Origin of the sequence: Paenibacillus sp. FSL H3-0469, from assembly GCF_038051945.1 — a bacterium.
In the GTDB taxonomy this organism is placed as follows: Bacteria; Bacillota; Bacilli; order Paenibacillales; family Paenibacillaceae; genus Paenibacillus_AQ.
In genome coordinates, this window is sequence record NZ_CP150302.1 from 1,096,068 (window position 1) to 1,119,658 (window position 23,591).

The 23,591-nt window shown below is 52.0% G+C and carries 26 protein-coding genes; 3 read left to right on the top strand and 23 right to left on the bottom strand.

Translation table 11 applies throughout. The annotated features are described in order from the left end of the window. Positions 1-109: 109 nt before the first annotated feature. The 17 genes from NSS83_RS04685 to NSS83_RS04765 form a co-directional block, all read right to left on the bottom strand. Complete coding sequence (locus NSS83_RS04685; protein WP_341185517.1) at positions 110-412, bottom strand: Dabb family protein; 303 nt, start codon at positions 410-412, stop codon at positions 110-112. Positions 413-426: 14 nt separating this feature from the next. Beyond that, on the bottom strand, positions 427-1,494 hold the full coding sequence (locus NSS83_RS04690; RefSeq protein WP_341185516.1) for a ThiF family adenylyltransferase: 1,068 nt from the start codon (positions 1,492-1,494) through the stop codon (positions 427-429). Positions 1,495-1,571: 77 nt separating this feature from the next. Next, a complete protein-coding gene (locus NSS83_RS04695; protein ID WP_341185515.1) occupies positions 1,572-3,128 on the bottom strand; it encodes an ABC-F family ATP-binding cassette domain-containing protein in 1,557 nt (518 codons plus the stop codon). A 145-nt stretch (positions 3,129-3,273) separates the two neighbouring features. Further along, positions 3,274-4,794, bottom strand: coding sequence for a serine/threonine-protein kinase (locus tag NSS83_RS04700; RefSeq protein ID WP_341347780.1), 1,521 nt, complete (start codon positions 4,792-4,794; stop codon positions 3,274-3,276). Between the two features lie 126 nt (positions 4,795-4,920). Beyond that, a complete protein-coding gene (locus NSS83_RS04705; protein WP_341185513.1) occupies positions 4,921-5,988 on the bottom strand; it encodes an SAM-dependent methyltransferase in 1,068 nt (355 codons plus the stop codon). Positions 5,989-5,993: 5 nt separating this feature from the next. Continuing rightward, on the bottom strand, positions 5,994-6,767 hold the full coding sequence (locus tag NSS83_RS04710; RefSeq protein WP_341347781.1) for an ATP-binding cassette domain-containing protein: 774 nt from the start codon (positions 6,765-6,767) through the stop codon (positions 5,994-5,996). Then, a complete protein-coding gene (locus tag NSS83_RS04715) occupies positions 6,767-7,090 on the bottom strand; it encodes a thioredoxin family protein (protein WP_340993191.1) in 324 nt (107 codons plus the stop codon). Before NSS83_RS04715 ends, NSS83_RS04710 begins: the two co-directional genes overlap by 1 nt. Beyond that, on the bottom strand, positions 7,087-7,947 hold the full coding sequence (locus NSS83_RS04720; RefSeq protein ID WP_341185511.1) for a deoxyribonuclease IV: 861 nt from the start codon (positions 7,945-7,947) through the stop codon (positions 7,087-7,089). The genes NSS83_RS04715 and NSS83_RS04720 overlap by 4 nt, the downstream gene beginning before the upstream one ends. Next, positions 7,937-8,752: a DNA-formamidopyrimidine glycosylase family protein gene (locus NSS83_RS04725; protein ID WP_341185510.1), complete on the bottom strand. Its 816-nt coding sequence runs from the start codon at positions 8,750-8,752 to the stop codon at positions 7,937-7,939. Before NSS83_RS04725 ends, NSS83_RS04720 begins: the two co-directional genes overlap by 11 nt. 45 nt (positions 8,753-8,797) lie before the next feature. Further along, positions 8,798-9,586 (bottom strand): TIGR01457 family HAD-type hydrolase, encoded by a 789-nt coding sequence (locus tag NSS83_RS04730; protein WP_341185509.1) that lies wholly within the window; start codon positions 9,584-9,586, stop codon positions 8,798-8,800. A 293-nt stretch (positions 9,587-9,879) separates the two neighbouring features. Continuing rightward, the gene (rnz, locus tag NSS83_RS04735; RefSeq protein ID WP_341185508.1) at positions 9,880-10,830 is read right to left on the bottom strand and encodes a ribonuclease Z; all 951 of its coding nucleotides are present in this window, start codon (positions 10,828-10,830) and stop codon (positions 9,880-9,882) included. A gap of 235 nt (positions 10,831-11,065) precedes the next feature. Continuing rightward, positions 11,066-14,503: a methionine synthase gene (gene metH, locus NSS83_RS04740; protein ID WP_341347782.1), complete on the bottom strand. Its 3,438-nt coding sequence runs from the start codon at positions 14,501-14,503 to the stop codon at positions 11,066-11,068. A 109-nt stretch (positions 14,504-14,612) separates the two neighbouring features. Further along, positions 14,613-15,041, bottom strand: coding sequence for a FixH family protein (locus tag NSS83_RS04745; protein WP_341347783.1), 429 nt, complete (start codon positions 15,039-15,041; stop codon positions 14,613-14,615). 445 nt (positions 15,042-15,486) lie between these two features. Further along, the gene (locus tag NSS83_RS04750) at positions 15,487-16,272 is read right to left on the bottom strand and encodes an HAD-IA family hydrolase (RefSeq protein ID WP_341347784.1); all 786 of its coding nucleotides are present in this window, start codon (positions 16,270-16,272) and stop codon (positions 15,487-15,489) included. 35 nt (positions 16,273-16,307) lie between these two features. After that, positions 16,308-16,835: a hypothetical protein gene (locus NSS83_RS04755; RefSeq protein ID WP_036695464.1), complete on the bottom strand. Its 528-nt coding sequence runs from the start codon at positions 16,833-16,835 to the stop codon at positions 16,308-16,310. A gap of 47 nt (positions 16,836-16,882) precedes the next feature. Then, a complete protein-coding gene (locus tag NSS83_RS04760) occupies positions 16,883-17,092 on the bottom strand; it encodes a DUF896 domain-containing protein (protein ID WP_036695465.1) in 210 nt (69 codons plus the stop codon). Between the two features lie 109 nt (positions 17,093-17,201). Next, entirely contained in the window at positions 17,202-17,618 is a 417-nt protein-coding gene (locus NSS83_RS04765) for a LysM peptidoglycan-binding domain-containing protein (protein ID WP_341347785.1), read from the bottom strand. Positions 17,619-17,815: 197 nt separating this feature from the next. Here NSS83_RS04765 and lexA point away from each other — a divergent pair, with 197 nt between their 5' ends. Then, positions 17,816-18,442, top strand: coding sequence for a transcriptional repressor LexA (lexA, locus tag NSS83_RS04770; protein WP_036695466.1), 627 nt, complete (start codon positions 17,816-17,818; stop codon positions 18,440-18,442). A 188-nt stretch (positions 18,443-18,630) separates the two neighbouring features. Next, entirely contained in the window at positions 18,631-18,969 is a 339-nt protein-coding gene (locus tag NSS83_RS04775; protein ID WP_341347786.1) for a L,D-transpeptidase, read from the top strand. Between the two features lie 79 nt (positions 18,970-19,048). Here the strand turns inward: NSS83_RS04775 and NSS83_RS04780 are convergent, their stop codons facing one another. From NSS83_RS04780 to NSS83_RS04795, 4 genes are all read right to left on the bottom strand, one after another. Beyond that, positions 19,049-19,267, bottom strand: a complete 219-nt coding sequence (locus NSS83_RS04780) for a hypothetical protein (protein WP_036695468.1) — start codon at positions 19,265-19,267, stop codon at positions 19,049-19,051. Positions 19,268-19,377: 110 nt separating this feature from the next. Beyond that, complete coding sequence (locus NSS83_RS04785; RefSeq protein WP_036695469.1) at positions 19,378-19,599, bottom strand: hypothetical protein; 222 nt, start codon at positions 19,597-19,599, stop codon at positions 19,378-19,380. Between the two features lie 93 nt (positions 19,600-19,692). After that, entirely contained in the window at positions 19,693-20,052 is a 360-nt protein-coding gene (locus NSS83_RS04790) for a hypothetical protein (RefSeq protein WP_341347787.1), read from the bottom strand. A 15-nt stretch (positions 20,053-20,067) separates the two neighbouring features. Continuing rightward, positions 20,068-20,340: a hypothetical protein gene (locus NSS83_RS04795; RefSeq protein WP_341347788.1), complete on the bottom strand. Its 273-nt coding sequence runs from the start codon at positions 20,338-20,340 to the stop codon at positions 20,068-20,070. Between the two features lie 674 nt (positions 20,341-21,014). Here NSS83_RS04795 and NSS83_RS04800 point away from each other — a divergent pair. Beyond that, on the top strand, positions 21,015-21,413 hold the full coding sequence (locus tag NSS83_RS04800) for a hypothetical protein (protein WP_341185500.1): 399 nt from the start codon (positions 21,015-21,017) through the stop codon (positions 21,411-21,413). A 380-nt stretch (positions 21,414-21,793) separates the two neighbouring features. On the opposite strand, the gene glnA is transcribed toward NSS83_RS04800, so the two are convergent. Beyond that, positions 21,794-23,122 (bottom strand): type I glutamate--ammonia ligase, encoded by a 1,329-nt coding sequence (glnA, locus tag NSS83_RS04805; RefSeq protein WP_036724635.1) that lies wholly within the window; start codon positions 23,120-23,122, stop codon positions 21,794-21,796. Positions 23,123-23,151: 29 nt separating this feature from the next. Continuing rightward, positions 23,152-23,562, bottom strand: coding sequence for a MerR family transcriptional regulator (locus tag NSS83_RS04810; protein WP_019910684.1), 411 nt, complete (start codon positions 23,560-23,562; stop codon positions 23,152-23,154). Between the last annotated feature and the right edge of the window lie 29 nt (positions 23,563-23,591).

The following is a 23,591-nucleotide window of genomic DNA, read 5'->3' on the forward strand; positions in this document are numbered from 1 at the left end:
CCCTTCACCAGTCTTGCACCGGCTGTGCCGCCGCAGATGATGCTTAGAATTCCCGCAAAACAAAGAGACCATTCGGGGGAATGGTCTCTTTACGGCATTAATTATAACCTTAGAGTACGAAATCAATCTCCTGGAACGCAGCGACCTGAGTGTCCCAGCGTTCTGCTACAAAAGCCTGGTGCGCCGGATGATGATTATAGGCATCATAAGCTGCCTGATCAGCGAACTCCATCGAGAAGGCGTACTGGTGCTCACATTTGGCGCTGACCTGACGCAGCACCTCGAAATTCCCGACCGCCGGAATCGCGCTAAGAATCTCAGCTCCATCCCGCAGGAAAGCTGTAGTCTCCTCTGAATCGGGGGCGGATTTCAGTGTAAATACCGCCATGTGACGGATGGCTCCCTTGTTCATTGTGATCTCCTCCATTATCCGAAATACCGGTGATAATAGCTGCGGGCGGCAGCGATATCACTCGTTCCATGTATTAAGGCTCTCCCGTCTGCGAATACAACCATCCGGTACGGCTCCTCTGTAAAAGAAACCAGATACGGGTTGCTCTCCACCTTACCGCTGCCGAGCCTGGACAGGCGGGCAGCCGTCTCCTCCAAGTCAAGACTTCTACGGTGTGCCGGACGAATCTGCACCGTATCTCTGCCGCACAGCACATCGCTGCGCTCTGTGTTAGAAGCTGACAGATACGGATAGCTCCGTGATTCACCACATGAGGGACAATCGTTCTTCTTCGCCGTCCGAACCCCAATCTCCTGCTGCTCATTACGCCAGATATCGAAGGTCAGCAGCTTGCCGCGCAGCTTGTCCTTGAATCCCCCGAGCAGCTTCAGCGCCTCGGCCGTTCCGTTCGTGGTAACCATCTGCACCGCTTGCGGAAGAATGCCCGCTGTGTCGCAGGTATCCCCGCCCAGCGGGATCGTGCCCAGCAGACAATTCAGACAGGGGGTTTCACCCGGCAGAATCGTATATGTAATGCCGTAACTTCCTACACAGGCTCCGTAGATCCAGGGGATGCCGTGCTTTTGCGCCAGGTCATTAATGATCAGCCGGGTATCGAAGTTATCCGTCCCGTCCATAATCAGATCCACGCCTTCAAGCAGGCTCGCAAGCTCCTCTGCACGCACATCAAGCACATGGGACTCGATCACAATCTCCGAATTGACCGCCGTCAGCCGGGTACGGGCTGCAGCCGCCTTAGGCATGCGCAGACGGGCATCTTCTTCCGTATACAGCTGCTGGCGTTGCAGGTTGCTCCACTCGACATAGTCACGGTCAACGAGGATCAGACGTCCTACTCCGCAGCGGGCCAATGTCTCGGCGATCCCTGTCCCCAGCGCCCCCATGCCAACGACCAGCACACTGGAACTTGCCAGCCCCTGCTGTCCTGCTGCGCCGAACGGCGCGAAGCGGACCTGTCTTGAATATCTGCCATCCCTGCCGGCTGAAGAAGCCGGGAGCGGCGTGTTTTGGTCAGGACCCATCTCTGAACAGCCCCCTATGTACGTTTTTGGTGAAAAACCGGGAAAAGCGCAAACCTCCACTTTTCCCGGACTCCATATTATACGGTCTGTGCCGACCACTGCTCCACATTCCAGACCTTCGTCACCCAATCCTCGTAAAATTCCGGTTCATGGGACACCAGCAGAATCGTACCTTTATATTCCATAAGCGCCCGCTTCAGCTCAGCCTTGGCCACAATATCAAGGTGATTCGTAGGCTCATCGAACAGAATCCAGTTGCTCTCACGCATCATCAGCTTGCACAGGCGTACCTTAGCCTGCTCGCCGCCGCTCAGCATGTTCATCGGACGGGTGATATGCTCGTTTTTGAGACCGCAGCGGGCCAGATGGCCGCGCACTTCATTCTGGGTCAGACCGGAGAATTCACTCCATACGTCTTCAATCGGCGTGATATTTTGGGCCTTTAGCTCCTGCTGGAAATAGGCGGAACTCAGATAATCACCAAGATACGTTTTTCCGCTGAACGTAGGGATGACACCCAGAATCGTTTTGAGCAGCGTAGATTTGCCGACCCCGTTGTAACCGACAATCGCAATCTTTTCACCGCGTTCTATCATCATATTCAGCTTACCTGGCAGCAGCGGACGGTCGTACCCGATCTCGAAATCAACGCCCTCGAACACCGTCTTCCCGCTGGCCCGGCTCTCCTTGAACTGGAAGGTAGGCTTCATCGCCTCTTCCGGCTTGTCAATCCGCTCCATCCGTCCAAGCTGCTTCTCGCGGCTCTTGGCCCGGCCTGAGGTGGAGGCACGCGCTTTATTGCGCTGGATGAAATCCTCCTGCTTTTTGATGAAATCCTGCTGCTTCTCGTACGCATCAATGTGCTGGGCCTTGTTCATCCCCGCCATCTCCAGGAACTTCTCGTAATTGGCCGTATAGCGGGTCAGCTTCGAGAACTCCAGATGATAGATCACATCAACCACCTTATTCATGAATTCCGTGTCATGGGAGATCAGCATGAATGCATACGGATATTGCTTCAGATAATTCGTCAGCCAGTCTATATGCTCCACATCGAGATAGTTGGTAGGCTCATCGAGCAGCAATACATTCGGTTTCTCCAGCAGCAGCTTCGCCAGCAGAACCTTGGTACGCTGACCCCCGCTCAGGGAAGTGACATCCCGGTCCAGACCGATCGCGCTCAGGCCCAGTCCGTTCGCCATCTCTTCAACCTTCACATCGATGAGATAAAAGTCGCCGATATCGAGCTGCTCCTGAATGTCGCCCATCTGCTCAAGCAGCAGGTCCAGCTCCTCGGGAGTCGCCTCCCCCATTTTATCGGTAATCGCCATCATCTCATGCTCCAGCTCCAGCAGCGGCAGGAAGGCATCCTTAAGCACATCGCGCACGGTTTTACCGGCGGTAAGCAGGGTATGCTGATCCAGATATCCGTAACGGACCCGCGGCGTCCACTCCACCTTGCCGTTGTCCTTCAGTAATTTGCCGGTCAAAATATTCATCAGCGTCGATTTGCCCACGCCGTTCGCACCCACGATCCCCACATGCTCTCCATCCAGCAGACGGAAGGACACATCCTTGAACAACACCCGGTCCCCGAAATTATGGGAAACGTCTTCTACACTAAGTAAACTCATAAATTCTCTGCAAGCTCCATTCTATATTGTAAATACCAAGAGGTTCAATAATTATAGATATCGCTCCATTTTAGCACACCTGCGCCCTGCACTGAAATAGAAATAAAGCCCGATTTCTGAAAATCCGTCAATAATCTCTGAGCATTCAGCTCTTTTTCTGAAACAATCTACTATTCTTTGCAGGAAAACGGGCACCTTTAAGTGGTCCGAGCAGCGCCTTGATCGTCTGAACCAGCTTTCCCTTACTCTGAAAAGGGTCCTGCTGAAGCGGCAGGCTGCATACACTGGCAGGTTCAAGCAGGGAAGCCAGCAGCTCCACAGTATGCTCCCCGGCCAGCGGCAGACCAATCCGCCATTCCGGCAGGGGAGTCAGACCTCTGCGGCGCAGCCAGTGCAGAATATCCTCCAGCCGCCAATCCGCAGCGGAGGCAATCAATAACGGGAGCCTGCTGCCGGTGAACACCCCCAGCGCCCCCTCACCGCCGCCGGTTCCAAGATCCAGAACGATGTAAGCATAGGCTTGATCCGGCAGCTGCGGGAGTCCCTCCGAAGGGGGAAGCTTCCAGTAGTCCACCCCCATCCAGTTGAACGGTTGCTCCTGTGTTCCCTGAACAACGCTTATTTCAGGGCTCCCCGCCATTTCCTTCATGCGGTTAAATACCTGCGAACCGGGATTACAATCTACCCATGCCGTCCGTCCTGCGGGCGACAGGCAGCGGCTGACAGCAAGCGATGTATGCGTGGTCCCAATTCCTGGGGACACCCCTAATACTGCCACCACCACAGCAGAGGGCTGCGACTCCTTGTCATCCGCAGCCTTGCGCATGTTCGTCCGTTCATGTCCAGCTTCCACCCCGCCGCCAATCTCCAGTTGCCGGAGAGCCGCCCTTACCTCCTCAGCACTGCCATACCGTTCCTCCGGGTGATGCCGCAGCAGACGTCTGATGACCGGAATCATCCGGCCCGGGAGACGCCCCTGCAGCTTCCGCTCCATCCCGGGCTGCCAGGCGCTAAAGTCACCGCCGGAGGCCATATACAGCAGCAGCGCGCCAAGCCCGTACAGGTCCGATACCGGACTGCTTTGCCCGCCGCCATATTGCTCGGGGGCTGCGAATCCGGCTGTCCCCAGCTTCTCGGTGTCCTCACCGGAGCCGTTCCTCAGCCTGCGCGCAATCCCGAAGTCAATGACCTTCAGCTCATGCTCCCCAGTCAGCATGATATTCGAAGGCTTGAGATCCCTGTAGATGATTGGCGGCTCATGGCTGTGCAAATAATTCAGCACCTCCAGCAGCTGCCGCGCATAGCTTAGAATTCGCTCCCCCGTCATTGCAGCAGGCTGCTCTGCCATATACTCATGCAGGGTGATGCCCCCAATATAATCCATCACCAGATAGGTGTAGCCTTCAGCGTCCGGCGGGAAGAAATCCGCAATCTGCGGCAGCAGAGGATGACGGAGCGAGATTAACAGCTCTGCTTCCGCCTGAATCGCGCCTGCACCATAACTCCCCTCCCGGATTACGCTCTCTTTAATGGCCCGCAGCATACCCGGCAGCCGTAGATCCTCCGCCAGATATACCCGGCTCATTCCGCCTGTCCCTATCAGCCCGGTTACATAATAGCGCCCTCCCAGCATCTGTCCGGGACTTAGCTTTCCTGTGAATTCCATTTCTTCCCCGCCTGTTCTTATAGATTAATGTATAACGCAAAAAAAGCCCCCACTGCCCGCACCGGAACCGGCATGAAGCCGGAGGTGCAGACTGCGGGATGCTTTCCCTTAATCCTGAAATATGAATTAATACTTAATCATATAAAGTGTAATCTCGTCCCGGTTGTGGAACAGCTGCTTCGCACGCTGGACCTGCATCCGCTGGCCTTCAAACATGGTGATGATCTCCTTGATCACCGCCATGGGCTTCTTGTGCATCAGCTTCACCGTAACAATTGCGCTGCCGCCCGGTGTCAGGCTGTGCAGCAGCTCTGTGACCAGCTTCGCCATCAGCTTGGGGCTCCAGCTCATATCGCAGACCAGCAGATCGAATTCATTCTCACGGAATTTGACCTCACCGGCATTTTTGCGCAGAATCTTCAGACCCGGATGCTTGCGCAAGGATTCGTGCATAAGTGCAGGGTCAACAGCGGTAACCTTGAGGCCGCGCTCCAGCAGGAACGAGGTCCAGCCGCCCGGAGAAGCGCCGATATCGACCGCATTCTTAAAGCTGTAGAACGGAATGGCGAATTCCTTCTCCGCCTCCATCAGCTTGAATTTGGCCCGCGAGATCTGTCCGTCCTCCTTTCGGAAGCGGATCATGCCGCCATTCCAGCTGGACAGGTTCGCCTCCGGCCGGGATACCCCGGCGTACAGCGCATCACCGTCCGCATAGACGGAGATCACCCAGGCAGGCTCCTGCACTGTGAATTCGGCACCCAGGCTGTCAAGCCTGGCTTGCAGCCACTCGCGCAGCTCGCCCGGACTCTGCTCCCAGAAGGAGGACGGGCCTTTACGGACATGCAGCGATACCTTCTCGCCTTCCAGCTCCGCATGCCGGCTTAAGAATACCGCCAGCCGTTCCAGAGCCGGCAGATCGCCGGTATCCTGGAAATCAACAGGCTGGATATGGCGCAGGAAGATCGGCAGATTCTGTGCCAGCCGCTGCGTTACCTCCTCCGGCTCCGCCTCAAGCGACGCCAGGAAGATTTCTCCCGGCAGCAGCAGGGTGCTTTTCACCGCTCCGAACAGGCGTCTAAGCTCCTCCTGCGCATAGGGGGCGAAGCCATGGTTCGCCGTGCAGATATATCTTGAGAGGATCTTATCCTGTGTAGCAGTATCCTGCTCCGGTGTAACTTCTGTGAAATCGTTCAAATCGCTTAGCCTCCAGAACTTATTTTAATCCAAGGACGTCCATTGTCCCAGTCAACCGTCACCGGAAGATCGTAGGTAGCCATCAGCATCTCCTGCGTCAGCACCTCTTCCTTGGGACCGGCACCTGCAAGCTTCCCGTCACGGATCAGCGCCACGTGAGTGAAGAGCGGAACAATCTCCTCCACATGATGGGTGACATACACCACTCCAACATTATGCTGACGCAGCTTGTCGATCTCGGCGAGCATTTTCTCCCGTTCATATAAATCAAGACCGGCGCAAGGCTCGTCCATAATCAGCAGCTTAGGCTCTGCGATCAGGCAGCGGGCCAGCATAGCCTTCTTGCGCTCTCCCTGGGATAACAAGCCGAACGGATGATAGGCTAGTTCGCCGAGGTTCATCTCCTCCAGCAGCTTAAGCGACCGGTCCTTCACACTTTGCGGAATCTCCTGGTAGAAGCGTAAATACGCATAGGCGCCAGTAGCGACAACCTCCCAGACAGGGTCGGTAAGCGAGAGCTTTTCCATCAGGGACGGGCCGATATAACCAATCTCCTTGCGCACCTCGCGCAGATCACATTGACCGTATTTATACCCCAGCACTTCAACAGAACCCTTACTGGGGAACAGGTAGCCGGTCATCATTTCCAGCAGAGTGGTTTTGCCGGAGCCGTTACGTCCGAGAATGACCCAATTCTCCCCCTGCTTCAGGGTAAGCGATACATCGTCAAGAATCTGGCTCTCGTCCCTGCGCAGGGACAGATGTTGTAATGATATCATTATAATGTCACTCTCCTTATGTATGCCAGCACCCGTTCAACAGAGTGTATGGAATAGATGATGTCCGGTTCAGCGCTGCGGTCAGCAGATACGGCCAGCAGAGCAGGCACACTTGAGATTTGATAGGTGTTCACCAGATCAGGGAGCCTATTCACATTCCCCTCCGCAATCAAAAGGCCAGGCGGAAGCAGATGCTCCGCCACCTCTATCATCCGCCGCGCTGCCTTACAGGTTCCGCATAGCGGGGTATGCAGGAACAGGACAAGCGGCTCGCCCTTCGTGGCCAGCAGCTCCAGCAACTCCGGCTGATTCATTTCCTTCATCCTCCGTCATCCCCCGTCTCAAACCAGGTCCTCACAGCAGCAATTTCCGCTCTGTGGGTGCCATCCGGTCCCTTTTCTGTTTCCATAACGATCACTTTATCAGCTAGAGCCTCCATCTTCAAAAGCCGGCTAAGCGCCGCTTCCCCGATATATCCGCTGCCGATTCCGGCATGCCTGTCCCGCCTGGAGCCGAAGGGGAACCGGGAGTCATTCAAATGCACAGCCGCCAGATTCGCCCAGTACCCCAGCCGCTCACCCCGTACGATAAGCTCCTCCGTCTTCTCCGGATTCCAGATGCCCGCCGCGAAAGCATGGCAGGTATCGAAGCAAAAACCGATCTTCTCCGGGTAGAGGCACAGCTCACGGACCTTGACCAGCTCTTCTGGCGTCATACCCTCATGTCCATGATTCCCTGCCATATTCTCAAGCAGCAGCTTGGTATGTCCCGTCCAGTCCGCCAGCACCTCGTTCATACATTGAATAATATTTTGATAACCCTTTAGCGGCTCCATGCCGGCAAAATGTCCGAAATGCACCACAATGCCCACCGATCCGCACGCCTCAGCAATCTCCAGATCGTTGCGCAGGGAGGCAATCATCACGTCTCTATCACCCGGTCCAGCAGCCAGATTCGTCGGATACGGGGTATGGGCAATAGAAGCCATCCCCTGCTCACGGCAGTATTCCGCGCAGCTGGTTGCATCGCGGTAGTCTACCGGCTTTGGCTTCAGGCTGCGGGGGTTCTTCGGAAAATACTGAAAACAAGCAGCACCGCTCTCCCTGGCAGACCGGGCAGCCTGCCCGTACCCGCCGCGTATGCTGACATGCGCCCCTATAAAGGGGCTGCTATGCGTCATGCTGGCAATCCGGGCAATAGAATACCTTGCGTCCGGACAGCTCTATCTTCATTATGGTTCCCCCGCCGCGCAGGCAAGGCTCGCCTTCACGGTCATACACTTTACAGGCATCATTATAAGAACCGGTCACGGTGTCGCCGGTCATGAACGGCATTTCCATATACCCGCCAATTTCAGTGGCTTCGGTTAATACCTTACGCACGCTGTCGTACAGCCGGGTCACCGCTTCCGGTGACAGATTCTGAACAAGCGTGGACGGAAGCAGACGCGCTTCATAAGCAATCTCGTCGGCATAGCAGTTGCCGATCCCAGCCATTACATGCTGGTTAACCAGCAGACTCTTCAGCGCGCCGCGCCGTCCCTTGAGCAGTCCGGCGAAGCGTTCGGCCGTCATCCGGCGGTCCAGCAGCTCGGGTCCAAGCTTCCCCATTGCCGCTTCGCCTTCCTTGACGGACAGCAGATGGAGATACCCAAGCCGCAGTCCCATGAAGTAGAGAATATGCTCACCGAACGCCAGCTCAACCTGTGTAGTACGGTCAGGACGTTCTTCCTCTGTACCATAGAACAGTAGTCCGCCCAGCATCAGATGCAGCAGCAGTCTGCGGCCGTCATGCAGATGGAAGAGGATATGCTTGGCACGGCGTTCCACAAATACAATTCGGGCACCGACCAGCCCCTTCACGAATTCTTCAGTCTCCATATTGATGGTCTTTTCTCTATTTACGGTTACCCCTGTAATGGGTACGTTTATTAGATGTTGGCTAAGCAGCTTTCGGTAATTCTCCATTTCCGGCAATTCCGGCATATTGTCATCTTCCCTTCTTGGATGGTCAAAAGGTCACCTTTGTCATTATACACCGAGCAGTACCATAAGTTCAGCTAAATCAGCACAAATTTCATCAGGCTTGACTCCGGTCAGCTGCTGGTAATGCTCCAGATTATCCCTGGTGGTAAGTCCCGTTAGCACCAGCACAGTCCGGCAGCCTGCATTAGCCCCCGCCAAAATATCCGTTCTCATATTGTCGCCCACCATCACCGCATCCTCCGGCTTGATGCCGAGCAGAGATGTCGCATACGTCACCAGGTGCGTTTCGGGTTTGCCAATGACCACAGGCGCTACCCCGCTGGCTGCTTCAATAGCTGCACCTATCGTACCGGCACCAGGCATCACTCCATCATCGGATGGGAGCATCAGGTCGGGATTGGTCAGGACGAATCTCGCCCCTTCCCGGATCCAGCGCGAGGCACGGGCCAGAGCTTCGTATGTAAAAGAACGGTCGATCCCCTGCACGACAACCTGCGGATGCTCGGTGACCAGGGTTAGCCCTGCCTCCGTGCAGGCTTCCACCAGCCCCTCTTCTCCAAGTATCGCCACGGTTGCTCCAGGAGATTCTCCGGCAATATAACGGGCCGCAGCCAGGGATGAAGTGCAGACCTCCTCAGGTCTTGCTTCAATACCCATTCCGCGTAAATGTTCAGCTACACTGGCTGGTGTTCTTGAAGAATTGTTCGTCACATACAGGAACGGAATCTCCGCTGCCCGAAGCGCCGCGATCAGCCGCTGGGCCCCGGGAATCATTCTTCCGCCATGATACAAGGTGCCGTCCAGATCAATTAACAAGCCTCCGATATTGTTCATAAGTCCTCCTGTTAACTCGAGCTAAGTGATTCATCCTATATATTATTAATCCTATGAACTATATTTCAGAGCAGCGGCAGCTTCTCATGGAAGCGCGCTGCGAATGGATTTATTGCCCGCCTGCCTGCGATTTTTAACCGCTTTGTTTCGGCATTTTCTCTACTGCTTCGTACGCTTATTCCTTAGGTTTTACTTTAAATTTAACGTTCTTCGTCGAACGCTAGCGAACTCCTGCAGCCCCCGGCTATTTTTGGCACAGCCCTGTCATTTCCTGCGCTTTCCCGGAAAATAATTCAGTCCGCAGCGTCATTTCCCGGTGTTCTCCGGTAGACCGGGAAGGTGCAGAATTCCTCCGCCAGCAGTGTATTCGGGAAGATCTCCTGCGCTTCCTTCAGCAGCGGAGCGAGCTCCTCCTGCGAAGTGTAACGCGAGCTGAAATGGGTCAGCAGCAGCTCAGCCCCGCCTGCCTCCCTTGCCAGTTCCGCAGCCTGCTGTGCCGTACTGTGATGATATTGATGAGCCATATCCGCCAGTTCATGGGCAAACGTGGCCTCATGAATAATCAGATCGGCATCCTGCGCCAGCGGCAGTGACCCCGCACAAGGCCGGGTATCTCCCAGAATAACTACGATACGTCCGCGCTTAGGCGCATGAATCACCTCAGCCGCCCGGATCAGCACGCCTTCATCGGTAGTGATATCCTCGCCCTTTTTTAACCGGCCATACAGCGGTCCCGGCTTCAGTCCATAGCTCTTCAACAACACTGTATTCAGGTTACCCGGGCTGTCCTTCTCTGTAACCCGGTAACCATAGCTGTCAATCCGGTGCTCCAGCAGTCCCGCTTCCACCTTAAAGGTCTCATCCTCAAAAATCACCCCGCCGCTGTGCTCCACAATCTCCAGCTTATATGGAATGCGGGACTGGCTGACGGACAGCGATATGTCCAGATAGGCCTTGAGCCCGGGAGGTCCGTACACCGTAAGCGGTGAAGTCCCGCCCTGGTAGCCCCTGCTGGAAATGAGTCCGGGCAATCCAAACAGATGATCACCGTGCAGATGGGTGATAAACAGCTTCTCCAGCTTGCCCAGCCGCAGCGGCGAGCGCAGCACCTGATGCTGTGTCCCTTCCCCGCAGTCGAACATCCAGAAGGTGCGCCGTTCTTCAAGCAGCCGGAGTGCAACCGACGTCACATTGCGCTGCAGCGTCGGCACCCCGGCATTCGTTCCGAGAAAATAGATTTCCATTATGCCCCTCCTCTCTCTCTCCCTGATGTCTTTATTATTTTTTGAGATCTTGACCGTTCTTATGACAAGAATTCTACTCTGTTTTGGCTGCAAAAGCATCTTTTCAAGTGGAATCGGCTTTGCCGTATATCGTGAACATATACATTCTTATATTTGCAGCAAAAAACCTCCCGGTAACGGGAGGTTCCGAAAAGTCGGGGCAAAGCCCCTTCCGGCCGGTTAATCTGCGGAAGGCTTAGAGCTTCTCCACATTGAAATACTGCGCTTCCGGGTGGGCAAAGACCATTGCCGAGACCGAAGCCTCCGGTTCCATCATGAAGCCCTCAGTAAGCTGCACGCCAATATCCTCAGGCTTCAGGAGCTTGAACAAAGGCCCCTGATCCTCCAGATCCGGGCAGGCCGGGTAGCCGAAGGATACCCGGATCCCCTGGTAACGTGCGCCGTGTCTTTGCTTCATGGTCATATCTGCCGGGTCCGGGAACCCCCAGGTGTCGCGCATCATATGATGGACACGTTCAGCCAGACCTTCTGCGACCTCAAGAGCGACTGCCTGCAGAGCATGCGAGCGGAGATAATCTCCCTTATCCTTAAGCACCGTCGATAATTCACGGACGCCATGGCCCGCAGTAACCACCAGGAAGCCCACATAGTCCATGACTCCGCTCTCCACTGGCTTCAGGAAGTCTGCAAGGCAGAGATGCGGCTCCACATTCTGGCGCGGGAAGGTGAAGGTATGCAGCACCTTAGCCTGATCCTGCGGATCATAGATCAGAATGTCATTCCCGCGTGACTGGGCCGGGAAGAACTGGTACATCGCATGCGGCACGATCGTGCCTTCGAGCATCGCCTGATGCAGAATATCATCCACAGTCTCTTTCAATTCTACTGTACGCGGGTCACGCGCTGCCAATTGCGCCTCTACAGAACCGCGCAGGCCGAGATGATGGCCGAGCAGCATCTGCATATTCACATAAGGAATCACATGTCCCAGCGGATAATTACGCAGGACATGACGCTCCAGATCAGGCGGGATGAACACTGGGGCATCTGCCGAGATCTTGGAGCGGACCGCACGGGTCAGCTCGGGAAGCGGCGCTTGCGGAGCGACAGCTACAGCAGCCTCTGCCTCCAGGCGGACCTCCTCCTCAATCTTCACCCGCTCCAGCGGATTCATCAGCCGGTTGGCAATATCCAGACCATCCATGGCATCCTTCGCGTATAAGACGAGACCGTCATATTCGGGACGGATGCGGGTCTTGGTGAATTTGCGGGTCAGAGCTGCGCCGCCCACCATAATCGGCACATCAATACCGGCGGACCGCAGATCCTGCGCAGTCAGCACCATCTGCTGCGCCGACTTCACCAGCAGTCCCGACAAGCCGATGGCGTCGGCCTTTTCCTTGCGGAAGGCCTCAATAATATTCTCTGGCGGAACCTTGATCCCCAGATTGACGATCTCATAACCGTTGTTGGAGAGAATAATCTCAACCAGGTTTTTGCCGATATCATGCACATCACCCTTGACGGTCGCAAGCATGATTCTCCCCTTCACCGAAGTCTCGTCCTTCTGCATGAACTGCTCCAGATGGCTTACAGAGGCCTTCATGACCTCCGCACTCTGGAGTACCTCTGCCACGATTAATTCATTGTTATTGAACAGCCGTCCGACCTCAGACATCCCTGCCATCAGCGGTCCATTAATGATCTCCAGCGGCGGCGAGGTCTTCAGCGCTTCATCCAGATCCGGGATCAGCCCCTCCTTAGTGCCTTCTACCACATAGGAAGCTAGGCGCTCCTCCAGGGAGAGATTGGAGATCTTCTCCTTCTTCTCCACCTTTTTGCCGCGAAAAGCTGCTACGAACGCAGACAAGGTATCGTCATTCGTATTATAAATCAGCTCTTCAGCGAGCTTGCGCTCCTCTTCAGGGATCGATGCATACCGCTCCACCTTCTCGGTGTTCACAATGGCATAATCCAGCCCGGCCTTAGTGCACTCGTACAGGAATACCGAGTTCAGCACCTCACGGCCGGCTTCCGGCAGACCGAAGGAGACATTGCTGATGCCGAGAATCGTGTGAACAGCCGGCATAGCCTCCTTAATCAGACGGATACCGTCAATCGTCTCCTTCGCAGAGCCGATATACTGCTCATCCCCTGTTCCAACAGGGAACACCAGGGTATCGAAAATCAGATCCTCGGGGGCCAGACCGTATTTGTTGACCAGCAGATCATAGGAACGTCTGGCAACCTCCAGCTTGTCCTTAGCCAGGATGGCCTGACCGGTCTCGTCGATGGTGCCTACAACAATCGCTGCTCCGTATTTATGAATCAAAGGCGTAACATGCTCGAATTTCTCTTCACCATCTTCAAGGTTAATGGAGTTAATGATCGCTTTACCCTGACAATATTGCAAGGCCAGATCAATGACCTTCGGGTCCGTCGTATCGATCATTAACGGCACCTTGACCTTCTTCACCACCAGTTCCAGGAACCGCATGATATCTTCCGTCTCATCCCGGTCCGGGTCCTGCACACAGACATCAATGACCTGTGCGCCGCTCTTCACCTGGGCACGGGCAATCTCCGAAGCTTCCTCATATTTCCCCTCAACGATTAGACGCTTAAACTTCCGGGAACCAAGGACATTGGTCCGTTCACCGACCATATATGGACGGTTCTCACTCTCCACATACACCGGCTCAATCCCCGACAAAGCCGGAGGATGCTGGCCATCCAGCTTACGCGGCGGGTAGGCTGCCATGACCTCAGCCATCGCCCGGATATGCTCCGGCGTGGTTCCGCAGCAGCCGCCGGCAATATTCAGCCAGCCCTTCTCAGCGAAGCCGCCCAGCTTACGGGCCAAGGAATCCGGGGATTCATGATAATTCCCGTTCTCATCCGGCAGACCCGCATTCGGGTAGCAGCTGACAGCTGCTGAAGAGATCGCGGAGAGCGAACGGATGTGATCACGCATGAACTCCGGTCCGGTGGCACAGTTCAGTCCGATAGATACCGGCTTCAGATGCTCCAGTGAAATATAGAAGGCTTCTATATTCTGTCCGGCCAGTGTGGTTCCCATAGGCTCAATGGTCCCCGAGATCATCACCGGCAGCGTAATTCCGCTCTTCTCGAAGGCGTTACGGATGCCAATGCTTCCAGCCTTCACGTTCAGGGTATCCTGGGATGTCTCCAGGAGCAGTGCATCCACCTTACCGTCGATCAGCGCAACCGCCTGTTCTTCATAGCTGTCTATAAGCTCCTTGAATGTGACTCCCCCGGTGACAGAGAGCGTTTTCGTGGTCGGACCCATAGCTCCTACCACATAACGCGGGCGCTGAGGTGTATCATATTTATCAGCGGCATTACGTGCAAGTCTCGCGGCCGCAAGGTTAATCTCCCGGGCACGGTCCTGAATATCATATTCAGCAAGCACCACTGAGGTGGCACCGAAGGTATTCGTCTCGATCAGATCCGCACCGGCCTCCAGGTATTTCTCATGAATGTCCTGAATAACCTCCGGCCGGGTCAGGACCAGCATTTCATTACAACCATCCAGGTCATCCCCGCCGAAATCCTCGCCGGTGAGCGGCACCTGTTGAATCATGGTACCCATAGCTCCATCCAGTATCAATATGCGCTGCTGCAAGCTCTCAGCAAGTGTGTATTTGGCCACTTTCCATCCCCCCAGTGAAACATTAGAGTAATTTTAGCAGAATAAAGGGATTTCGGAAAGCCTTCCTTTCCACCCTGCATTATTTGTATTTCTATTGATTTCATTCCTATTACGGCGCTACCACAAGATTCTTGCTTGGCATGGAATGCTGTGTCCGGGCAGTCACATGTGAAGTGACGCTGAATTCGCCCGCCTCTTCAAAGGTATGTTCCCCGACATAAGCCCCTTCTCCGGCACTTTCACCCTTGATTTCAATCTTTTTAGTCTTATCTGTGGACTCATTTACCTCAAACATAACTTCTCTAGCATCATCTACCGGTTCACCGTCCTGTGTCACCACAGCCTTGAAGCTAATTGCCGTTCCTGCGGTTACTTCCTCCGGAGTCCAGCTCAGCTCCACCTTAATCGGTGACATGGAGGAATTGGCCGCCGCCTGCATCTGCATCTGCATCTCATCGTCCTTATTCCCCGAGCATCCGGCTAGTGTCATCCCCATCACAATACATATAAGTCCCCTGCGCATCCTTGGCTTCATCATCTGAAGTCCTCCCGGTTCATAGGTAGATTCTTCTTCATTCATGAAACATATCAAGCATGAAACATATCAAATCTATATTACAATGAAAGTCAGATCGCTGCTCTCCTTATTATACACATTTTATTCAATTTGCCTTAAAAAAGCTGCATGATTCACTCATGAACATGAGAATAGTCATATCTTTGATTCAAAGTGTTTGTATTGGGATTGCCGTGACTCCAAAGAATGTTTGGCCCTCCGGCCGCTGTTGTTCCCAGATTTCTTGAATTAAACCGCTGCTAGCGGTTGAAATCCGGTAACAAAGGCGGACGCTAACGCTCCTACAGTTCCAAAATTCTCCTCCGCCACTTTTCCCTTTACAGTATATTTTCAAGTTCAAACAATATAGCAGTTACATAAAAAAGCCAATACCCACTAAATAGGATACTGGCTTCATAGAATTCAATTATAGGGAGTCTACAAGCGGCAGTAGCTCGGAGAGATGGCTGATCTGGTAATCCGGCGTAATCTCCGGGTCCGATGCTTTCGCATTCCGGTTGATCCAGACTGTGGTCAGTCCGGCAGACAATCCGCCAAGAATATCTGTCGTAAGCTTATCGCCCACCATGATCCCTTGCTCTGGAGCAATATCCAGCAGTCCGAGCGCATGCTCGAAGATTCCCTTGTCCGGCTTGCCTTTGCCGAAGCTTCCCGAAATCACAACATGGTCAAAATACGGAGTAAGCTCCGGCACACCGTCCAGCTTCTCCTGCTGAAGTGCCGGACAACCGTTTGTCAGCAGCAGCAGCTTGACCTTACCGCGCAACTCGTTCAGCACCTGAAGCGTCTCTTCATAGATATAAGGACGGCTGCGGCGCTCAGCGGCGAACTTGTCAGCCAACTGTGCAGCCAGCGCTTCATCCTCTACCCCGAGTGCGGCGAGGCCGCGGCGCCAGGATTCCTTACGGTAGACAGGGGCAAGCTGTTCCAGTTGACGGAACTCCGGCTGTTCACCGGCAGTGAAATTCGCCCATAGCGCTTCAAATGGGTTAATACCGATTAGCTTGGTGAACGGATATGTCTCATAGGATTCATAGAGGGCACGGGCTTCTCTGCGTACAGCAGCTTCCAGCTCCTGCGGATCAACGGAATCTCCAGCCGCCTCACTAGCATAGCGGAAGGCTTCTTCCACGCTGCGGTCATCCCACAGCAGAGTATCGTCAAGGTCAAATAGTACGGCGGTAATCGGCATTAGTTCTCCCACTCCCTATATGCTGGTCTGTCTTCCTATTCGTGCACTAGTTCAATATTGTTGTTCTTGGCGAACTGCTCCAGACGTTCCCCCATCGCAGCGGTGTCATAACGGTTAATCAGCTTGGAGAAAATCCACTGCTTGCGCTTACCCTTATACTTAATGGTAACTACACTGCGCGATAAAGTGATCTTCTCAATATCCGCCGCAGCCAGGAAACGTTCGCGGTTGTATTTAATAGTAGAGATACGCGCACGCTCAACCTTAAGGAACGGACGGCGGAAGAACAGCAGCGCAGCGAGCAGGAAGTACAGCACTACACCCAGCCAGTTGGCCAGAATACCGCTTCCTTTAGCTTCGTCAATCGAGCCGACCACCCAGAACATGATGCCAAGCAGCATCAGTACTACGGGGAATACAATATTGCGGCCTTTGAAAATATCGATGCTTTTCGCGGCAGTCTTAGTGCTGGAAGTGTAAATAGAGTCCTTCCCCTGCTTCTTTCTTTGCTGGTTAATTTGCTTCGTGTTGCGTTGAACCATTCTTTCCCAAGAACGGGCCATGTAAGTTCCCCCTAGTCATCCTGTATTATCTATGAAAAGGCAACAGGCTAATGCTTAAGTCCGTTATTGCCCTCTTCATGCTCCGGATTGTCCACAATTTCGATAGTATCAAGCTGGGCCCGAAAGTTAGTGCGGATATTCCCCAGGTAAATCTCGCGGAGCTTGGCACGTTCAGCCAGTTCCTCTTCATTCAGGCCGCCGTTCTTAGCTTTGCGTGCCAATTCATTGATGCGTGCGACCAATTCGTCAATATTCAATACGTTTCCCTCCCTCTAAATTCATTTTAACTTTGCCATGAGAAAAAGAGCTTGTCAAGGTCTACCCCCTGAAAGCTCTCCGAGTCGATCATTAGTCTGACACAATCCTTCAATATAAAGGTAAAGTCAGAATATCTCCGGCCTTAATGACGCTGTTCTCCAAATGATTCGTCTTCATTATTCCTTCTATATATACGGCTGTCCTCATGTCCTCAGGCTTGTTACTTAACGCAATGCTCCATAAGGTATCTCCGCGTTCGACTACGATCCGCTTATCGGGCTTCAGTGAAGAGACCGAACCGGCAAAAACATTGCCCACTACAGTGAATCCAGAAATGACAAGCATCAGCACCAGGACCATCTTCATCAGGCTGACCTGACGGAATAGTGATGATAGCACAGTGAGACTATGAAGAATCGCATCCTTGACCTTGGTTACATTACTATGAGCAGTTGGATTACCGGGAGCAGACACCTTGATATCCTCATTATTGTAGATGCTGTTGTAGGTACTATACTTTAACATGATCATCATCCTCCAAACACATGTTCTTGCTTTCGAAAATAATATAACACGAACATGTGTTTCGAACAAGAGTTTTTTCGGAACGTTTGTTCTCTTTATTTCCGTTCTCGTTTTTTCCTCATTTTAGAACTTATGTTTGTACGAACGGAAGTTCTATGTTATAATTTTCCCAAACATAGTATATGGGGTTGATACCGATGTCAAAGATTTCTAGTCGTCAGCTGGCGATCCTGGAATTTATACGTAATGAAGTCCGCAGCAAGGGTTATCCTCCGTCTGTCCGCGAGATTGGCGAGGCTGTCGGCCTGGCCTCCAGTTCTACTGTGCATGGTCACTTGGACCGGCTTGAGAAGAAGGGCCTGATCCGCCGTGACCCTACGAAGCCGCGTGCGATTGAATTGCTCGGCCAGGAAGATTCAGAGAATGTGCATCAATTCGTCCAGACCGTTACCCGCATCCCGGTAGTGGGTAAGGTTACAGCTGGTGTTCCTATTACTGCAACAGAGAATATTGAGGATTACTTCCCGTTGCCTGCTCATTATGTAGGCGATAACAAGGTATTTATGCTTTCTGTCCTTGGTGACAGTATGGTGGATGCCGGAATTATGAATGGGGATTATGTCATCGTACGCCAGCAGCAAACTGCCGACAATGGCGATATTGTTGTAGCGATGACCGAAGAAGATGAAGCAACGGTCAAGACCTTCTACAAGGAACGGGATCATATCAGGCTGCAGCCGGAGAATCCGGCGTACGAGCCTCTCCGCCTTAACCGCGTTACGATTTTGGGCCGGGTCATCGGATTATTCCGCGATATCCACTAATCTACTCCCCGCTTAAGAACAGGCTGCTCCGCACCATGCGAAGCAGCCTGTTTTCTGTTCATTTCATTTCGTAAAGTGGCCAAAAAGCAGAGCGCGAACAAATGTTTGCATTCTCCTTTTTGGCCACTTTTTCTGTGAACCGCTGTACCGCTCCGCACATATCCTGTTATAAAGGAGTGCTGATCTGTATGCCCAATTATCGAATTATCGTCGATCTGTCACAGCGCATGCTGTACCTGCTGGATAATGACGTTGTCACCAGAGGCTTCCCTGTCGGCATCGGCAAAATGTTAACCGTCTCCCCTGTAGGCGAATACACCATCATTAACAAGCAGCCCAATCCGGGTGGCCCGTTCGGTGCCTTCTGGATGGGACTGTCCAAGCCGCATTACGGCATCCACGGAACCAATGACCCATCCTCCATCGGCCACATGGTCTCTCACGGCTGTATTCGTATGTATAACGCAGATGTACTCGCCCTGGCCGCCCTTGTTCCCATAGGTATCCTTGTCACCATCCGGGAATAGGAACGTCACAAAAACCCTTGAGACGCCAGATTGCGGCCCAAGGGTTCCTGTGACTCCTATGAATTAGAGCGGATACAGACTACAGCACACTTCTCAATAGACGGATAGCCACCGTATTCAAACGGATGGCCTCGCGGATCGATTCTCTGGCTGCCAGCAGCTCTCTTCTGGCCCGCGAACCTCTAGGCACTCTGCGCAGATTCTCATTGATTTCTTCCAGTCTCTCCAGCAGGACAGCCCGCTGTGTCAGCAGGACATTAATGGCTCTGCGAATCCGGTTACGTTCTCTTTGGCTCATCTTTACACCTCTTTTACACTTGGATAGTATAAGAGATGCCAAGAATCGCTCCAAAGCTTGTGTGATTCGGCAGTAATGTTAGAGCTGCAAGCAGCGGACAGGTAATCTGCTTACTTTTTGTTCAACCGTACCCGGAATTCAAATTCATCGCGTCTATAAGTCATTCCGGCCAGCACTATGTACTCCGGTGTCCATTTCTGTACAGGTCCGGCATAATCAGCAATCACATGCGGTTTGCCATCAACCAGCTGAACGACGTAGACCTGTACCTGTGCCAGTGCGGCAGCGAATAGATCAGCATCACTGGACAGTACTTTATAAGCCGTATTCAACTTCGTTCCTCCTTGTTCCACAACCATGATAATAGATTTAGCCCAACAATCTATTCAATTATACCGGGTTATGGAACAATATGTAAACCATATTTACAGCTTGATAAAAAGGATTTTGAACAATCCGATATACTTCTTAGTAGCCCCGCCATCCCCGGTAAAAAATTTGGTATTCTTAAGGTCCGGTACACTGAATACTGAGAACAAAATGTAGTTATCCCTCTTGGTCAAAGACTCAATTACAGGCTGGGCCACCAGCTTACTAATTCCGTCTCCTATTTCCTGATCAAGCGTATTCTCCAGATTCTTTACAGAATACTCACTGAATGCTTCCTTCCCCGGATTCGTAACAGCCATCACAACCAGAACAAGAATAAGGACCAGTAACGACTTACCGCCCGATCTCCTGCGGACTCTGCGTGCAGGACTTGGCGTATCATAACGCGAATTCATTCTTTTCCCCCTCAGCTACAGAATATACAACATCACTTGCAACAGGACTCCCAGCGGATTCAACATCATCCGGTACACGAACAGCATCCCACCTGTAATTCCACTGGCCCCGACATCAACACTGCTCCAATCCCACACCGGCAGAGGCGGCGCATCCAGCCCATATTGCTCCACAAGCCTTTCTTGGGTCTCCGCAGGCACAGCCACTCCTTCAGCTCCTGCCACCTGACCCATCAACGTCAGCACCAGCATCAGCGAAAGAATAATCTTATATGTATTCTTCATCATCCGCTCCCATGTCTGCCACTAGAATTCTCTTCTGGTTAAGTATATATGATATGGAATAGTATGTAAAAGGATTTGATTTGGAGTTTTAATTCCTTTATATTATGATGTAAGGGCTTTGCTCCGTCTTCATCTTCACTCTCTCCCCCACACTCAAAATCGGGAGAGTTTTTTTATTTAGGAGGTAAATGTATGAACGGAAATAAAGTTATCCTCATTCTTCTGTCCATATCCATACTCGGTATACTCCTTTATTTCGGATTAGCTTATGGATTACTATGGTATGCCTTCCGGTCCTCGGTTCCTATTGAAGAATAATCTAAGAACATCGGGGGATCATTGTGAAGAAATATAACAGATCTGAAAAAGTCATTATTGGAGTGCTTCTTGGCATGACGGCTGTGCTATTTTTGGGAAGCCTGTTTTTTTGGTATGTCTTCAGCACAATATAAAACAACTCCGTCGCGCTCAGGTGGGGACTATTAGCCCCTTATTTATGGTGGCTTGGTTTATTCATGACAAAAAAATAGAAGGCAGGAAAAGCTTCCTGGCCTTCTGTGTTTGTACATATTTCTATGAAGTAATAATATCATTGATATAGTAGATCGTTTTACGAATCAGTGAACCAACCTACTATAACGTTGCTTAGTTCTTGTAATATAAACGGAGGTTATAATGTGGCTAAATTAAAAGACTATTATAACAGTAATAAGTATTTGAATATGAAATTTGTTTATTATGATAATAGACCTGATCAAGGCTGTAGATTTATAGTATCGAATACTGAAGATGGAAACAGCATGACTAGTGAAGTAGGATGGACTAATTTTACATTAAACAAATTTATTGAGATGCTCAATAACTTCCCGATGGATTCTTATGATGGATATTTCTCACATTATGATGAATCGTTTGAATGGAAATGGATACAACAACCTGATAAAGAAGTATTTTTGCTCACGGTTTTTTCCTCAGCCAAAGAATTTTCTTATTACAGCAGCATTAAAGACATTAAAAAATTTGGTGAAGCAGTTCTTAAGGATATTAACCTTGCTCAAAAATTCGATTCAATCTAAAGGTTCATTGCTGCGCTTGGTGATTCTGTCGGAACGATGGACTTCGGCCTTGACCTATACTTCTCTCATTTCACCTCAGACTTTCAAACAGTGGCCCTTTATCCAGTGAAGTAATGCCATTTCCCACAGCCTGGGCAAGCCCACTGACCTGAACCGTCCGCATAATAACCTCATGATTGGCAGATCCAATCCGGTACACTCCTAAGCTTCAATTCCAGTCGCTTAGAGAAATATGAAGCCCACATGAAATCAATCCTCGAATAAACACCCACCAGTATTTGTGGGCATTTTGTGGGCACTATTAATTTTGGCCCCTACTGTTCCCGCCAACCAAACACAAAAAAGCCCCCAGCGCGTATAGCGCCGGGGGCTGCTGTATCCTAGTAAAGCGTCATGTACTGATCTCTTTCCCACTCGTGGACCTGGGTGCGGTAGATATCCCATTCGATTTCCTTCAGCTCGTAGAAGTGGGCCAGGGCGTGTTCGCCGAGGGCTTCTGTGATCACGTGGCTGCGGATCATTTCGTTCAGGGCTTCCTTCAGATCGGCTGGCAGACTTGGAATGCCTTCTTCGATCCGCTCTTCTTCGGACATCACATAGATGTTACGGTCGATAGGAGCTGGAAGATCGAGCTGACGCTTGATTCCATCCAGACCTGCCTTCAGCATAACAGCCAGTGCAAGGTAAGGGTTAGCTGCTGGGTCCGGGTTACGAACCTCAACGCGTGTGCTAAGTCCTCTCGAAGCCGGAATACGGATCATCGGGCTGCGGTTACTTGCTGACCAAGCTACATAACAAGGTGCTTCATAACCAGGCACCAGACGTTTGTAAGAGTTGACAGTCGGGTTAGTGATCGCTGCAAAAGCACGTGCGTGCTTCAGAATCCCTGCCATGTAATAACGGGCAGTCTTGCTAAGGCCCAGCTTATCGCTCTCATCGTAGAACATATTCTCTTTGCCTTTGAACAGGGATTGGTGAGCGTGCATACCAGATCCGTTCATACCAAACAGCGGTTTAGGCATAAAGGTTGCATGCAGGCCGTGATGGCGGGCTACCGTCTTCACGACAAGCTTGAAGGTCTGAATCTGATCCGCTGCCTTGATAGCATCGGCATATTTGAAGTCAATTTCATGCTGGCCGGAAGCCACCTCATGGTGGGAGGCTTCAATTTCAAAGCCCATTTCTTCCAGTGTCAATACGATTTCACGGCGGCAGTTCTCCCCAAGATCCATCGGCGCAAGATCGAAATAACCACCCTGGTCATTCAGCTCTGTAGTCGGATTGCCCTTCTCATCTGTTCTGAACAGGAAGAATTCCGGCTCTGGTCCAACATTCATAGCGGTGAAGCCCATTTCTTCCGCTTCCTGCAGACAACGCTTAAGGATACCGCGCGGGTCTCCGGCAAACGGCGTGCCATCCGGCATGTACACATCACAAATCAGACGTGCCACACGGCTGTCAGTCACCCAAGGGAAGATAACCCAAGTGCTCAGGTCCGGATACAGATACATGTCGGATTCTTCAATCCGCACATAACCTTCGATGGAAGAGCCATCGAACATCATTTTATTGTCGAGTGCTTTTTCAAGCTGGCTTACAGGAATCTCTACATTCTTGATTGTTCCCAGCAAATCGGTGAATTGCAGGCGAATAAACCGGACGTTCTCGTCCTTGGAAATGCGCAGAATATCCTCTTTAGTAAAGCTCACGTTACCCTCTCCCTTTCAACAGCTCTATATTATTTATTAAAAAACCGGGATAGCTCACCTTGGATTAGAGACACTTGTCCCGGTCTTTTACCGGAAACCAGCTCCTGCTTCAGCAGACGGTGAAGCTGCGAATCAGACAACTCTCTACGTCTCACCTCTGTATCAGGGGTAATAACCGTAGCTTCTTCAGATTCCTTCGAGACAGGATTCATCACCTGCTTGATGCCGGCAATGTTAACACCCTTCTCAATCAACGCCTTGATCTCAAGCAGACGTTCCACATCATTAAAAGAGAACAAACGCTGGTTGCCGGAGGTACGTGCAGGTACGATCAGGCTGTGCTGCTCATAATAACGAATCTGTCTGGCGGATAGATCAGTTAACTTCATTACGATTCCAATAGGAAATAATGCCATATTTCTGCGGATTTCATCACCCATGACTCATCCAACCTTCCAATGATCTTTTT

Coding starts and splice junctions, on each gene's coding strand:
- NSS83_RS04685 (WP_341185517.1), bottom strand. CDS start 412: ATGAACAAGGGAGCCATCCGTCACATGGCGGTATTTACACTGAAATCC.
- NSS83_RS04690 (WP_341185516.1), bottom strand. CDS start 1,494: ATGGGTCCTGACCAAAACACGCCGCTCCCGGCTTCTTCAGCCGGCAGG.
- NSS83_RS04695 (WP_341185515.1), bottom strand. CDS start 3,128: ATGAGTTTACTTAGTGTAGAAGACGTTTCCCATAATTTCGGGGACCGG.
- NSS83_RS04700 (WP_341347780.1), bottom strand. CDS start 4,794: ATGGAATTCACAGGAAAGCTAAGTCCCGGACAGATGCTGGGAGGGCGC.
- NSS83_RS04710 (WP_341347781.1), bottom strand. CDS start 6,767: ATGATATCATTACAACATCTGTCCCTGCGCAGGGACGAGAGCCAGATT.
- NSS83_RS04715 (WP_340993191.1), bottom strand. CDS start 7,090: ATGAAGGAAATGAATCAGCCGGAGTTGCTGGAGCTGCTGGCCACGAAG.
- NSS83_RS04720 (WP_341185511.1), bottom strand. CDS start 7,947: ATGACGCATAGCAGCCCCTTTATAGGGGCGCATGTCAGCATACGCGGC.
- NSS83_RS04725 (WP_341185510.1), bottom strand. CDS start 8,752: ATGCCGGAATTGCCGGAAATGGAGAATTACCGAAAGCTGCTTAGCCAA.
- NSS83_RS04730 (WP_341185509.1), bottom strand. CDS start 9,586: ATGAACAATATCGGAGGCTTGTTAATTGATCTGGACGGCACCTTGTAT.
- rnz (WP_341185508.1), bottom strand. CDS start 10,830: ATGGAAATCTATTTTCTCGGAACGAATGCCGGGGTGCCGACGCTGCAG.
- NSS83_RS04745 (WP_341347783.1), bottom strand. CDS start 15,041: ATGATGAAGCCAAGGATGCGCAGGGGACTTATATGTATTGTGATGGGG.
- NSS83_RS04750 (WP_341347784.1), bottom strand. CDS start 16,272: ATGCCGATTACCGCCGTACTATTTGACCTTGACGATACTCTGCTGTGG.
- NSS83_RS04755 (WP_036695464.1), bottom strand. CDS start 16,835: ATGGCCCGTTCTTGGGAAAGAATGGTTCAACGCAACACGAAGCAAATT.
- NSS83_RS04765 (WP_341347785.1), bottom strand. CDS start 17,618: ATGTTAAAGTATAGTACCTACAACAGCATCTACAATAATGAGGATATC.
- lexA (WP_036695466.1), top strand. CDS start 17,816: ATGTCAAAGATTTCTAGTCGTCAGCTGGCGATCCTGGAATTTATACGT.
- NSS83_RS04775 (WP_341347786.1), top strand. CDS start 18,631: ATGCCCAATTATCGAATTATCGTCGATCTGTCACAGCGCATGCTGTAC.
- NSS83_RS04780 (WP_036695468.1), bottom strand. CDS start 19,267: ATGAGCCAAAGAGAACGTAACCGGATTCGCAGAGCCATTAATGTCCTG.
- NSS83_RS04790 (WP_341347787.1), bottom strand. CDS start 20,052: ATGAATTCGCGTTATGATACGCCAAGTCCTGCACGCAGAGTCCGCAGG.
- NSS83_RS04795 (WP_341347788.1), bottom strand. CDS start 20,340: ATGATGAAGAATACATATAAGATTATTCTTTCGCTGATGCTGGTGCTG.
- NSS83_RS04810 (WP_019910684.1), bottom strand. CDS start 23,562: ATGGGTGATGAAATCCGCAGAAATATGGCATTATTTCCTATTGGAATC.